This is a genomic window from Mycobacterium kyorinense (assembly GCF_001672775.1).
Classification (GTDB): Bacteria; Actinomycetota; Actinomycetes; order Mycobacteriales; family Mycobacteriaceae; genus Mycobacterium; species Mycobacterium kyorinense_A.
Genome location: NZ_LZKJ01000193.1, coordinates 22705 through 34796, shown reverse-complemented (window position 1 = coordinate 34796; position 12092 = coordinate 22705). Strand labels below are relative to the sequence as shown.

The 12092-nt window shown below is 66.1% G+C and carries 15 protein-coding genes; 4 read left to right on the top strand and 11 right to left on the bottom strand.

Going from position 1 to position 12092, the window contains the following annotated elements:
* Positions 1 to 8 precede the first annotated feature (8 nt).
* The 6 genes from era to A5707_RS20180 form a co-directional block, all read right to left on the bottom strand.
* Complete coding sequence (gene era, locus A5707_RS20205) at positions 9 to 905, bottom strand: GTPase Era (RefSeq protein WP_065016206.1); 897 nt, start codon at positions 903 to 905, stop codon at positions 9 to 11.
* A gap of 16 nt (positions 906 to 921) precedes the next feature.
* Positions 922 to 1257, bottom strand: a complete 336-nt coding sequence (locus A5707_RS20200; protein ID WP_156658204.1) for a cytidine deaminase — start codon at positions 1255 to 1257, stop codon at positions 922 to 924.
* Positions 1235 to 2536: a hemolysin family protein gene (locus A5707_RS20195; protein ID WP_065016204.1), complete on the bottom strand. Its 1302-nt coding sequence runs from the start codon at positions 2534 to 2536 to the stop codon at positions 1235 to 1237. Before A5707_RS20195 ends, A5707_RS20200 begins: the two co-directional genes overlap by 23 nt.
* The gene (gene ybeY / locus A5707_RS20190) at positions 2533 to 3069 is read right to left on the bottom strand and encodes an rRNA maturation RNase YbeY (RefSeq protein WP_065016203.1); all 537 of its coding nucleotides are present in this window, start codon (positions 3067 to 3069) and stop codon (positions 2533 to 2535) included. The genes A5707_RS20195 and ybeY overlap by 4 nt, the downstream gene beginning before the upstream one ends.
* Positions 3070 to 3151: 82 nt before the next feature.
* Positions 3152 to 4195 (bottom strand): PhoH family protein, encoded by a 1044-nt coding sequence (locus tag A5707_RS20185; protein ID WP_065016228.1) that lies wholly within the window; start codon positions 4193 to 4195, stop codon positions 3152 to 3154.
* Between the two features lie 68 nt (positions 4196 to 4263).
* On the bottom strand, positions 4264 to 4806 hold the full coding sequence (locus A5707_RS20180; protein ID WP_065016202.1) for a nuclear transport factor 2 family protein: 543 nt from the start codon (positions 4804 to 4806) through the stop codon (positions 4264 to 4266).
* A gap of 73 nt (positions 4807 to 4879) precedes the next feature.
* Between A5707_RS20180 and A5707_RS20175 the strand changes: the two genes are divergently transcribed.
* Positions 4880 to 5335, top strand: coding sequence for a hypothetical protein (locus A5707_RS20175; protein ID WP_065016201.1), 456 nt, complete (start codon positions 4880 to 4882; stop codon positions 5333 to 5335).
* Here A5707_RS20175 and A5707_RS20170 read toward each other — a convergent pair.
* The 3 genes from A5707_RS20170 to hrcA are packed head-to-tail and all read right to left on the bottom strand — an operon-like array spanning position 5332 to position 8324.
* Entirely contained in the window at positions 5332 to 6081 is a 750-nt protein-coding gene (locus tag A5707_RS20170) for a 16S rRNA (uracil(1498)-N(3))-methyltransferase (protein WP_065016200.1), read from the bottom strand. The two genes, A5707_RS20175 and A5707_RS20170, sit on opposite strands and share 4 nt — an antisense overlap.
* A gap of 7 nt (positions 6082 to 6088) precedes the next feature.
* Positions 6089 to 7225, bottom strand: coding sequence for a molecular chaperone DnaJ (dnaJ, locus tag A5707_RS20165; protein ID WP_065016199.1), 1137 nt, complete (start codon positions 7223 to 7225; stop codon positions 6089 to 6091).
* Positions 7226 to 7280: 55 nt separating this feature from the next.
* Positions 7281 to 8324, bottom strand: a complete 1044-nt coding sequence (gene hrcA / locus A5707_RS20160; RefSeq protein ID WP_065016198.1) for a heat-inducible transcriptional repressor HrcA — start codon at positions 8322 to 8324, stop codon at positions 7281 to 7283.
* A gap of 102 nt (positions 8325 to 8426) precedes the next feature.
* On the opposite strand from hrcA, the gene A5707_RS20155 reads away from it, so the two are divergent.
* Both A5707_RS20155 and A5707_RS20150 read left to right on the top strand, forming a co-directional pair.
* Positions 8427 to 8738 carry a type II toxin-antitoxin system VapB family antitoxin gene (locus A5707_RS20155; RefSeq protein WP_065016197.1) on the top strand — a complete coding sequence of 104 codons (312 nt, stop codon included), beginning with the start codon at positions 8427 to 8429 and terminating at the stop codon, positions 8736 to 8738.
* 67 nt (positions 8739 to 8805) lie between these two features.
* A complete protein-coding gene (locus A5707_RS20150) occupies positions 8806 to 9399 on the top strand; it encodes a carboxymuconolactone decarboxylase family protein (protein WP_065016196.1) in 594 nt (197 codons plus the stop codon).
* Between the two features lie 16 nt (positions 9400 to 9415).
* Here A5707_RS20150 and A5707_RS20145 read toward each other — a convergent pair whose 3' ends face one another.
* Both A5707_RS20145 and A5707_RS20140 read right to left on the bottom strand, forming a co-directional pair.
* Positions 9416 to 9925 carry a hypothetical protein gene (locus tag A5707_RS20145; protein WP_065016195.1) on the bottom strand — a complete coding sequence of 170 codons (510 nt, stop codon included), beginning with the start codon at positions 9923 to 9925 and terminating at the stop codon, positions 9416 to 9418.
* 115 nt (positions 9926 to 10040) lie between these two features.
* Positions 10041 to 10535 carry a hypothetical protein gene (locus A5707_RS20140; RefSeq protein ID WP_065016194.1) on the bottom strand — a complete coding sequence of 165 codons (495 nt, stop codon included), beginning with the start codon at positions 10533 to 10535 and terminating at the stop codon, positions 10041 to 10043.
* A 150-nt stretch (positions 10536 to 10685) separates the two neighbouring features.
* Between A5707_RS20140 and A5707_RS20135 the strand changes: the two genes are divergently transcribed.
* A complete protein-coding gene (locus A5707_RS20135) occupies positions 10686 to 12086 on the top strand; it encodes a SagB family peptide dehydrogenase (protein ID WP_065016193.1) in 1401 nt (466 codons plus the stop codon).
* The last annotated feature ends 6 nt before the right edge of the window (positions 12087 to 12092 follow it).

The window sequence follows — 12092 nt, the reverse complement described above, 5'->3', positions numbered from 1 at the left end:
TAACGGCATCAAAACCCCAGTCGGCCAAGCTGCTTGGGGTCACGCTGCCAATTTTTGGCGACCTTGACCCGCAGGTCGAGGTAGACCTTGGTGCCCAGCAGCTTCTCGATCTGGCCGCGTGCGGCAGTGCCCACTTCCCGCAGCCGGGCACCGCCTTTGCCGATCACGATGCCCTTCTGGCTGTCCCGCTCCACGTACAGCACCGCATGCACGTCGATCAGATCGTCGCGCTCTTCGCGCGGGCGGACTTCGTCGATCACCACCGCCAGCGAATGCGGCAGTTCGTCGCGCACCCCTTCCAGGGCCGCCTCCCGGATGAACTCGGCCATCAGCACTTCCTCGGGTTCGTCGGTCAACTCACCGTCGGGATAGAACGCCGGCCCGGGCGGCAGTGCGGCCGCCAGTACGTCGATCAGCACGTCGATCTGCTCACCGGTGACTGCCGACACCGGCACGATCTCGGCGTGCTTTACGAGTTCGCCGACCGCGGCCAGCTGAGCGGCCAGCTTGTCTTTGGGGACCGTGTCGATTTTGGTGACGACGACGACGAGCGCGGTGTTGGGTGCAATGGAACTAATCTGTTGCAGGATCCAGCGGTCCCCCGGGCCGATGGCCTCGTCGGCGGGTATGCAAAGTCCGATGGCATCGACTTGGCTGTAGGTGTCGCGCACCAAATCGTTGAGCCGCTTGCCCAACAGCGTGCGCGGGCGGTGCAGTCCGGGTGTGTCGACCAGGATGATCTGGAAGTTCTCCCGGTGCACGATCCCGCGGATGGTGTGCCGGGTGGTCTGTGGTCGGTTCGAGGTGATCGCGACTTTGGAGCCGACCAGCGCATTGGTCAACGTCGACTTCCCGGTATTCGGTCGTCCGACCAAACAGACGAAACCGGAACGGAATTCGCTCATGGTTCGGCCGGCGCGGTCATGACGGGTTTCCGGCGCCGTCGGTCAGGATGATCGCCGCTGTCGGCGACAGTTCGCGGACCGCCGCGATCCCGGCATCGTCGGCCGATCCAGCCACCAGTACCGCGGCTTCCAGCCCGGCCACACCGCTGGACACCGCCGCGGCGACCGCCGTCTGCAGCGCAGTCAACTGTAGGGCCGAGAGCTTCACCGGCGCGCCGGCGTAGGTCCGGCCGTCGAGATCACGCACCGCCGCGCCGCTGTCGGCTTCCGCGCGCGCCATCGCCGAGCGCGCCAGCACCACCAGCTTTGCGTCCTCGTCGTCGAGTGACTCAGGCATTGGCCTCCTCAGCACCATGACCGTCGGAATCGATGCGGCTCAGCAAGACAGTGCCAATCCGCAGACGTCCGCGATGATCGGGGCCGCCCTCCGCGTAGAGCCGCAGACCATGGGATATCACCTCGGCGCCGGGCAGCGGCACCCGGCCCAGTTCCAGGGCCAGCAGCCCACCCACCGTGTCGACGTCGAGGTCGTCGTCGAATTCCACACCGTAGAGTTCGCCGACGTCTTCGATCGGCAGCCGCGCCGAAACCCGGAACCGGTTGTCGCCCAACGGCTCTACCGGCGCCGTCTCGGCGTCGTCGTATTCGTCTGCGATTTCACCGACAATCTCTTCGAGCACATCCTCGATCGTCACCAGCCCGGCGATCGCGCCGTATTCGTCGACCAGCAGCGCCATGTGATTGCGGTCGCGCTGCATTTCGCGCAGCAGCGCGTCTAACGGCTTGGAGTCCGGCACGAACACCGCGGGCCGCATCACCTGCGCCACGGTGGTGTCGCGTCCTCCGTTGACCGAGTAATACGTCTGCTGGACAAGATCTTTGAGATAGACCACGCCGACGATGTCGTCGACGTTCTCACCGATCACCGGCATCCGGGAATGCCCGCTGCGCACCGCCAGCGACGTCGCCTGCCCGGCGGATTTGTCGCTCTCGATCCAGATCATCTCGGTGCGCGGCACCATCACCTCGCGGGCCGGTGTGTCGCCGAGTTCGAAAACCGACTGGATCATCCGGCGTTCGTCGGCGGCGACGACACCGCGCTGCTGGGCCAGGTCTACCACCTCGCGCAGCTCGATCTCCGAGGCGAACGGGCCGTTGCGAAATCCGCGTCCGGGGGTCAGGGCGTTACCCAGCAGCACCAGCAGCCGGCTGATGGGCATCAGCAGCCATGAAATCACCTGCAGCGGATATGCGGCCATCAATGAGATCGTGTACGCATTCTGCCGGCCCAGGGTGCGCGGGCCCACGCCGATGACGACGAAGCTCGTCACCACCATGATCGCGGCGGCAAGTAACCGCCCCCACTCCAGCTGGAGTTTTGCGTAAAGGAAGACCACCAGAAAAACCGTCGCCGCGATCTCACAGGTGATCCGTAGCAGCACCACCAGGTTGATGTAGCGGGGCCGGTCGGCCATCAGCCGCGCCAGCCGCTTTGCGCCCGGCCGTCGATCGCGCACCAACTCCTGGACACGGGCCAGTGACACCGTGCTGATCGCGGCGTCGGTCGCGGCGAACAGCCCACCGAGACCTATCAGCGCTATCGCGCTGAACAGCGGAACATATCCGTTCACGGCTCGTCGAAAAACCTTGACTTGTCCAGCAGCCGGCGGTCTCGTTCGAGTTGACGGTCCAGATGATAGGACTCGACCTGTTCGGCGACCCATTCCTCGAGCAGACCGCGTTGCAGGTCGAACATCTCCCTTTCCTCGTCGGGCTCGCCATGGTCGTAACCCAGCAGATGCAACACCCCGTGGATGGTCAGCAGGGCCAGCTCGTGGCCCAGCGAATGACCCGCAGCAGCAGCCTGTTCAGCGGCGAATTCCGGGCACAGCACAATGTCACCGAGCATGGCCGGCCCCGGCTCCGGGGCGTCGGGGCGCCCGCCAGGCTCCAACTCGTCCATCGGGAAACTCATTACGTCGGTCGGGCCGGGCAGGTCCATCCACCGCATGTGCAGATCGGCCATCGCCGCGGTGTCCAGCAGCACCATCGACAGCTCCGCTGCGGGGTTGACGTCCATCTTCGCGATGACAAACCTTGCCACGCTGATCAATTCGGCCTCGGACACGTCGATGCCGGATTCGTTGGCTACCTCGATACTCACGGGCGCCGCTCTCCCCCGCAAGCGGGAGGTGCCCCCACCTCATCGCTGCGTTGTATATCGTCGCCGGCGCGGATCATGAACGTCACCGGCGACTGCGGCCGCCGGACGCCCGCCGCGCGGCCCGGTTCAGCGCCAGGCCCGGCTCCTCGTGCTTGGCGTAGGCATCCACGATTTCGGAAACCAGCCGATGGCGCACCACGTCGGCGCTGGTGAGTTCGGCGATGTGGATGTCGTCGATACCCTCGAGGATGTCGACTGCTGCCCGCAGCCCGGATCGCGCGCCGCCCGGCAGGTCGATCTGCGTAACATCGCCGGTGACAACGACTTTGGAGCCGAACCCCAGGCGGGTCAGAAACATCTTCATCTGTTCGGCGGTGGTGTTCTGGGCCTCGTCGAGAATGATGAACGCGTCATTCAAAGTTCTTCCGCGCATATATGCGAGTGGTGCGACTTCAATGACACCGGATGCCATCAACTTGGGGATCAGCTCCGGGTCCATCATGTCGTGGAGCGCGTCGTAGAGCGGCCGCAGATACGGGTCGATCTTCTCGCTCAGCGTGCCCGGCAAAAAGCCCAGGCGCTCACCGGCTTCCACCGCCGGGCGGGTCAAGATGATGCGGGTGACCTGTTTGGTCTGCAGTGCGCTGACCGCCTTGGCCATCGCCAGGTACGTCTTACCGGTACCGGCCGGGCCGATGCCGAAGACGATGGTGTTGGCGTCGATCGCGTCGACGTAGCGTTTCTGGTTGAGCGTCTTAGGCCGGATCGTCTTGCCCCGGCGCGACAAGATGTCCAAGGTGAGGACTTCCGCCGGCGACTCATTGCCGGTGCCGACCAGCATGGCGACACTGTGGCGCACCACTTCCGGCGTCAGCGTTTGACCGCTCCCCACGATCGCGACCAGCTCCGAGATCACCCGCTCGGCAAGCGCGACATCGGCAGGCTCACCGGAAAAAGTGATGGCGTTGCCGCGCACATGCAGGTCGGCGGCCAGGATTCGTTCGAGTGCGCGCAGGTTTTCGTCGGCTGAACCCAGCAGGCCCACGACGAGGTCGGGCGGAACATCGATGCTGCTGCGAACCTGCGAAGACGGGGAGTCAGCAGCGTTGGTCTCGCGGGGCGTCACGTGGCTTCTGATGCCTGCTTTCTGCGGTTTTGACAGTCGGTCGGTGTCCCATTCTACCGCCGGCACCGTCACTCGTCTGCGGTGTGAGGTTTCGACAGCAGCGTATTGGCCGGCAAATCCTGGTCGAGCACCTTTCGCGCCTGGACGGCCCCGGTGATCGGCAGCTCGGTGTCGTCGAGCAGGCCGATCTGTGCCAGCAGCGACGCCTGATCCCAGTAGATGCGCTCGTAGGCGACCTTGCCACCCTCGATGCCCATCACGACCACCACCGGCAGCATGACCGGACGGCCGGTCGGCGCCACGTTCGGCAGGAAGGCCGGCATCGGTATGTCGTGGGTAAACGACATGATCATCTCGTCGACGACGCGATCGGCGCCGACGGTGCGGCACACCGGGCTGATTGTGGTGTCCTCGGGCCAGTGCCCGATGAAGTAGTTGGTGTAGAACTCCGTGAGCGCCGCGCCGCCGACGCCGCCCATCATCGTGGGCACGTGGTTGACGTTCGGTTCGGCGACCATGGTGGCCATCGTGGCGGCCACGTCCTTGGCGACGAACTCGTCGGCCACGTGCTCGTCGAAGATCGCGCTGAGATCGTGAGTGGCCTGACACATGAGGGACGCTCCCTTCGAGTGCTTAAGCTGTGATTATGACCACCGCGCATTCAACGGTTAAGGCTTATCGTTCGTGAACTTTCGGTATCTCGAGCTCCTGCGCGCCGGCTGGGGCCTGACGTTGCTGATCGCGCCGCGCACGGTGTTGGCTCGGGCCCGCGCTGTGCGGATTGACCGTAGGGCCGTTGTCGTCACCCGCATCCTCGGCGCACGCCAAGTCGTGCAGGCGTCGTTGTCGGGAACCCAACCGACGCCGGAGATCCTGGCGGCCGGTGTCTGGGTGGACGCCGTGCACTCGCTGACCGCGCTCGGGCTGGCGGTGGCCGACCCCCGACGGGTCCGCGTCGGTGTGGTCGACGCGGTCGTTGCCGCGCTGTGGGCGGCGCTGGGGGCCTACGACCTGCGTCGCGGCAATGTCCCACCAAACGACCACGCACAAGTCCGCAACCAGTTGGCGCGCACGGTTATCGGCGCCCTTCCGGGCGGTCGCATCGTGATGGACCAAGCGCGCAAGGCACGAGCAGGTTAGTCACGCTCCCACCGCGGCGTCAGCACGCCCAGCGCACCTAACGCCACCGCCGCCGCCGTCGACGTGCGCAGCACCGAGGGACCCAGCCGGACGGCCACTGCACCGGCGTCGGTCAGCGCGGTGATCTCCTCGGGCGCGATGCCGCCCTCGGGGCCGACGATCAGCATCAGCGAATCTGCCTGCGCCAACGCGAGTTCCGTCAGTCGCTCAGTCGCCGACTCGTGCAGCGCCAGCACCACGGAACCGCGCGCTGTCGCGCCACGCACCCGCTCGACCAAACCCGCGGTGGACAACACGCCGTCGACGACGGCGATATGAGCGCGGCGAGATTGCGCGGCCGCCGATCGGGCGACCGCGCGCCAGCGGCGCAGACCCTTCTCGACCCGTGCGCCATCCCAGCGCGCCACGCAGCGGGCGGCCTGCCAGGCCACAAACGCATCGGCACCGGCCTCCGTGGCCAATTCGATCGCCAGCTCCGAACGCTCGGCCTTCGGCAGCGCCTGCACCACCGTCACCGGCGGTTGCCCCGGCGCCACACTCCAGCGGTCCAATACACGCGCGGAAAGCCCGCCGCGGTCGGCCTCTTCCACCCGGCAGCGCGCCAATGTGCCGGCGCCGTCGCCGAGCAGCAGCTCCTCGCCGGGACGGATGCGTCGAACGGTCGCGGCGTGAAACCCGTCGTCGCCGCCGAGGACGGTCAGCGCGCCGGTCTCCGGCAGCGCGTCGACGTAGAACAGGCCGGCCACACGCGGCTCAGCGTCCGGTGAATGTCTCGCGCAATCTGCTGAACAGTCCGCTGGTGGCCGTCCCCTGCGTGGACCGGACTTCGGGCACGTCGCGGGTGCGGCGACTCTTGAGCTCGCGCAGCAGTTCGGCGTCGCGGTGGTCGAGTCGATCCGGCACCACGACGTCGACGTGAACGTGCAGATCGCCGCGCGCTCCGGAACGCAAATGGGGCATGCCGTGCCCGCGCAACGTCGTCACCGAGCCGGGCTGGGTGCCGGCCGGAATCGCAATTTCGGTGATCCCGTCCAGGATCGCATCCACGGTCACCGAGGTGCCCAACGCCGCGTCGACCATCGGCACCGAAATCGTGCAGTGCAGGTCGTCGCCGTCGCGGACGAAAATCTCATGCGCGTGCTCGTGCACCTCGACATACAGGTCGCCGGCCGGTCCTCCGCCAGGCCCCACTTCGCCCTGAGCAGCCAGCCGAACCCGCATGCCGTCGCCGACACCGGCCGGGATCTTCACGCTGATCTCCCGGCGGGCCCGCACCCGGCCGTCGCCGCCGCACTGATAGCAGGGGTCGAGGATGACCTCGCCAACGCCGCGACAGGTGGGGCACGGCCGAGACGTCATCACCTGGCCCAGCAACGAGCGCTGCACGCTTTGCACCTCGCCGCGACCACCACAGGTGTCGCAGGCCACCGGCGCCGAATTCCCGTTGGTGCCGCGCCCCTGACAACGGTCACACAGCACCGCGGTGTCGACGGTGACCTGCTTGGTGACGCCGGTTGCGCATTCAGCGAGGTCCAGCCGCATCCGCAGCAGCGAATCCGATCCGGGCCGGACCCGGCCGACCGGCCCGCGGGAAGTGGCACCGCCACCGAAAAACGCCTCGAAGACATCGCCCAGGCCTCCGAAACCCGGGAAGCCGTTGGCTGACGCCGCGTTTTCCAGCGGGTCTCCGCCCATGTCGACGATGCGTCGTTTCTCCGGGTCCGACAGCACCTCGTAGGCGACGCTGATCTCCTTGAATTTCGCCTGGGCGGCCTCGTCCGGGTTGATGTCGGGATGCAGCTCGCGCGCCAACTTGCGATAGGCGCGTTTGATCTCCGCATCGCTCGCGTTCTTGCTCACGCCGAGCAGACCGTAATAATCGCGTGCCACGCCTGACCTCTCCTACGCCGCGTTTACGCAGCTATCCACAGATTCGGGTACAGCATTATCGAGCACCCAGCACTTCGCCGATGTACAAAGCAACCGCAGCGACACTAGCGATAGTTCCCGGATAGTCCATTCGGGTGGGCCCCAGCACACCCATGCCGCCGTAGACGGTGTCCATCGAGCCGTACGCGGTGGACACCACCGAGGTGCCCACCATCTGTTCGGCCTCGGTCTCGTGGCCGATGCGCACCGTCACCTTGCCGGCCTCCTGCTGAGCCGCCAGCAACCGCAGCACCACGACTTGCTCTTCCAGCGCTTCCAGGACCGACCGCAGCGAACCACCGAAGTCAGCGGTGTTGCGGGTCAGGTTGGCGGTCCCGCCCAGCAGCAGCCGCTCCTCGCGGTGCTCCACCAACGACTCCAGCAGCACGGTCGCCGACCGCCCCACGGCGTCCGACAGGCTGTTGGACTGCCCGCCGCGTCCGTCCAGGTGGCCGACGAGCTCTGCGACGGCCACCGAGGCCGCCGCCAGCTTCTTGCCCTCCAACGCCTGGCCGAGCATTTCCCGCAGCTGGGACAGCTGATGGTCGTCGATGGTGTCGCCGAGTTCGACGATGCGCTGGTCCACCCGGCCCGAGTCGGTGATGACCACCATCAGCAACCGGGCCGGCGTCAGTGCGATCACTTCCAGGTGCCGCACCGTCGACGTCGACAGCGTCGGATACTGCACGACGGCCACCTGACGGGTCAGCTGGGCCAGCAGGCGCACCGCGCGGCGCAGCACGTCGTCGAGATCCACGCCGGACTCCAGAAAACTCTGGATGGCGCGCCGCTCGGCGCCCGAGAGCGGCTTGACGTCGTCCAGCCGGTCGACGAACTCGCGGTAGCCCTTCTCGGTGGGCACCCGCCCGGAGCTGGTGTGCGGCTGGGTGATGTAGCCCTCGGCCTCCAGCACCGCCATGTCGTTACGGACAGTGGCCGACGAGACACCGAGGTTATGACGCTCCACCAGCGACTTCGATCCGATCGGCTCCTGGGTGGCGACGAAGTCGGCGACGATCGCACGCAGCACCTCGAAGCGGCGCTCGTCGGCAGTCCCCATACCAATCCACCTTTCTGACCCGGCCTATTTTACGGTGATCAGCGCGGGACTAGCCTTGTCAACCATGCTCACGTCGGTCGGGGCACCCCGGACGGTCGGGGAATGATCTTCAAGGGCGTTCGGGACGGCAAGCCGTATCCCGACCATGGCCTGTCCTATCGGGACTGGTCGCGGATACCCCCTCGGCAGATCCGGCTCGACGAACTCGTCACGACGACGACGGTGCTGGCGTTGGACCGGCTGCTGTCGGAGGACTCGACGTTCTACGGCGATCTGTTCCCGCACGCGGTGAAGTGGCGCGGCATCCTCTACCTCGAGGACGGCCTGCACCGGGCGGTACGCGCGGCGTTGCGTAATCGCACCGTGTTGCACGCGCGGCTGCTCGACATGGACGCGGTCGGCCAGCACGCGTAGCACTCCGGTCACGTTCTGGCGCCCGCCGGTGTCGAGGTAGGTGAGACCGCTCGATAGGAGGACCGCCATGCCACGAATCGCCGGAGTCTCGGACCGCGACGCCGGGCTGGGCGCAAAGATCGCTTTCTTCTTCACCAAGAGGCGTTTCAAGCAGATGACCGGTCTGGAAACCGCCACCATGCTCGAACCACTGCGAATGTATGCGTATATCCCCAAGTTGCTCAACGCCATTGGCCGATTGGAGCTGGCGGAGTCGAAACTGGATATCCTCAGTCCCCGCCACCGTGCGCTGGCCGAGCTCAAGTCTGCGACGACGGTGCGCTGCGAGTACTGCATCGACCTCGGTTCGCAGATCGCGCGCGGCTGGGGAATCAGCGACGAGGAACTGCTGGCGATGGCCGACTATCGCAACGCCACCTGCTTCTCCGATCTGGACAAGCTGATCCTCGAGTACGCCACCGCCATCAGCCGTACGCCCGTCGAGGTGAGCGACGAGCTTTTCGACAGGCTGCGGCCGCATTTCGACAACGCTCAACTCGTCGCGCTCACCCATGTCATCAACCTGGGCAACTTGCGGGCCAGGTTCAACTTGGCGCTCGGCATCGGATCCTCAGGCTTTTCCGACGGCCGGGTGTGCGCGTTGCCCGAGACCGGCACGTGACCGCAGATACGGCGCCTCAGTTGGTGGCCGTGGCCGCCTGCACCAACGCGATCGCGGCGTCGTGCTGCATGATCCAGTTGCCGCCCTCGTTGACGAACGCAAGCTGCTTCGTCACCGGGCCGGCGAACTTTGGACCCGAAATTGCCACATCGGCGGTGGCCGCATTGGGGCCGGCCGGCTGGATATTCGTCACAGCGAACTGCTCGGGAAAGTTGCCGTTCCGGTAGGCCTTCCGCAGGTCATGGTCGGCCACGTGCCCCTCATCCGGACTGATGCCGCCCTGCACCAGATTCTGCTTGGTCGTGTAAGACACGCCGGCATCCGTCACCTGGTTGCACAGGTTAGTCAACTGGTCAGGAGTCGGCAGATCTGCCGGCGCACCGGGCGGCGGGTCCAGCGGAGCTCCGATAGCAGCGGGCTGCACCTGAACCGAGGCGGGTGTGTTCGCCAAGGCGGCCACGCCGCCGGCTGCGGTGCCAATTGCGGCCAACGCTGCCACACCGGTGATAACGGCTTTCACAGTCATAGCTGGTCCTTTCGATACGCGGTTGCGATTGGCCGCGAGCGTGCACAAATGATACGGGTTTGAGGCCGCGTTACGTCGAAATACGCACGCTCGTCGAAAGCGGATAACGGCGAGGTCAGTGCCCCGAGGCGGCCTGCAGCAGCGACATGGCCGAGTCGCGGGAGAGCATCCAGCTGCCCTGGTTGACGAAGGTGACGCTCTGCGTCACCGGCGCGGTGAACTTGGGACCTGAAACTGCCACGTCAGCGGTCGCCGCATCGGCAGCCGCGGGCTGGATGTTCGAGATGTTGAAGGACAACGGCAACTGCCCCTTCTTGGCGGCCTTTTGCAGTGCGCGGTCGGCCATGTGCGCCTCCGTCGGACTGATCCCGCCTTCAACCAGCCCGGCCTTGTTCCCGAACGGAATGCTGGGGTCGGCAAGGCTGTTCAGGACGCTGGTCAGCTGCCCGGCGGTCGGCAGGGCGGCGGTCTGGTCCTGAGGCAGCGGCGCGGTGAAGACGACGGGCTGAACGTGCGCTACAGCGGGGCTGCTGAACGCCACCGAGCCGACGGCGGCGGCTCCGATTGCGGCGAGGGCGGCCGCACCAGCGGCGAGGGCTTTCACGGTCATAGCTGTTCCTTCGGTCGGCTAGGCACTGATACTGGTGTGTCGCATCGGCGGCCGGTTGTGTTACATCGCAGCCGAAACACGACCTGACGTGCACCGCACTGGGGCGATGGTGCGCTGGTCAGCCTGGCCTAGACTCAGGAACTTGGCCCGGTGAGCCGCCTGAAAGAACCGAAAGGGCACGCCATCACTTACCCCGAGCAGACGACGTATGCGTTCCGTCCCGGCGTCACCTGCGTGACCACTCCCGCTGGAGCCGTGCTGCTGAATCCACCGCGCAGCGAGAAGCTGGCGCGATTGTCCCCGAGTCAGCTGCGGGCGCTCAAGACTCTGAACCTGGGTCCGGCAACGGTTTCGGAGATATCGACGCCGGGAGAAGGCGGCGACGCCGACACACTGATCGATCAGCTCATCGCCGGCGGCTGGCTGACCATCGCGGTGCGCGACGACGAGAGCGAGCTGTACTCGATACTCCCGTTCGGACAACCCCCGCCACGGGTCGAGCCGCAGTCGCCGGGCACCGGCATACTCTCGAAATTCGCGGTATTGCATCGCGATTCGGACGGTTTCGTCCTCGAGCACCCGCTGGGATGGTGTGATCTGCGGATCCACGACTCACGTCTGCTCGCCCTGCTCGGCGGGACGGCGGCAGCCGACCCGGGATTACCGCCTACCATCGTCTCGCGATTCATCGAGGATCTGCACTGGTGCGGCTTCCTGCTTCCGGCCGGTGAAGAGGACCGCAGCTTCGAGTCGCTCAGCTGGAGCACACCGGATCTGTGGTTTCACCGCCGCAGCACACTCGGCGAACGCACCGTTACCTGGGAGCATTTCGGCCCGACCAAGTGGGCCAAGGACCGGTTTGCGCAACCTGCCGCGCGTAGGCCGGACTATTCCGGGGAACCGATCGGCCTGTTCGTTCCCGACCTGACACTCACACGAGCGCACGACCCGACGCTGACCGCCGTTGTCGAGGACCGTGTTTCGACGAGGACATTCGACGACGCTCGCCCGATCACCGCCGACCAACTCGCCGAGTTGCTGTATCGCACAGCGCGGACGCGGCGCACTCAGCCGGTCGGTCCGGGTGAGGAACTCCTGTCCCGGCCATACCCCTCCGGCGGCGGGATCTATGAACTCGAGTTGTACCCGGTGGTGCGGAATGTCGCTGGACTGCATCCGGGTATGTATCACTATGACTCGTTTGACCATGTGCTGCGGCCGGTGGCCGACGCGGAGTCCAAAGCGGTGGCTGCGCTTCTCAAACCGGCTTCGGCGACGCTGGCCGGTGGCGCCGAGCCCCAGGTGCTCATTGTCATGGCGGCGCGGTGCGGGCGCATCATGTGGACCTACGAACAGATCGGTTACGCCGCCATTCTCAAGGATGTCGGCGTGCTGATGCAGACGATCTATCTGGTTGCAACCGCGATGGGCCTTGGCGCGTGTGCTCAGGGCTTCGGTGACACCGCGGCGTTTGTCGCGGCCACCGGAGTCGACGAGCGACAAGAATGCAGCGTCGGCAGTATCATCGTCGGCTCCCCCGGCCCGACCTGATCACGC

Bases quoted from the DNA above. Each gene is read 5' to 3' on its own strand.
- era (WP_065016206.1), bottom strand. From the start codon at position 905: ATGAGCGAATTCCGTTCCGGTTTCGTCTGTTTGGTCGGACGACCGAAT.
- A5707_RS20180 (WP_065016202.1), bottom strand. From the start codon at position 4,806: ATGTGTCAGGCCACTCACGATCTCAGCGCGATCTTCGACGAGCACGTG.
- hrcA (WP_065016198.1), bottom strand. From the start codon at position 8,324: ATGGGGACTGCCGACGAGCGCCGCTTCGAGGTGCTGCGTGCGATCGTC.
- A5707_RS20155 (WP_065016197.1), top strand. From the start codon at position 8,427: ATGATCTTCAAGGGCGTTCGGGACGGCAAGCCGTATCCCGACCATGGC.
- A5707_RS20150 (WP_065016196.1), top strand. From the start codon at position 8,806: ATGCCACGAATCGCCGGAGTCTCGGACCGCGACGCCGGGCTGGGCGCA.
- A5707_RS20145 (WP_065016195.1), bottom strand. From the start codon at position 9,925: ATGACTGTGAAAGCCGTTATCACCGGTGTGGCAGCGTTGGCCGCAATT.
- A5707_RS20140 (WP_065016194.1), bottom strand. From the start codon at position 10,535: ATGACCGTGAAAGCCCTCGCCGCTGGTGCGGCCGCCCTCGCCGCAATC.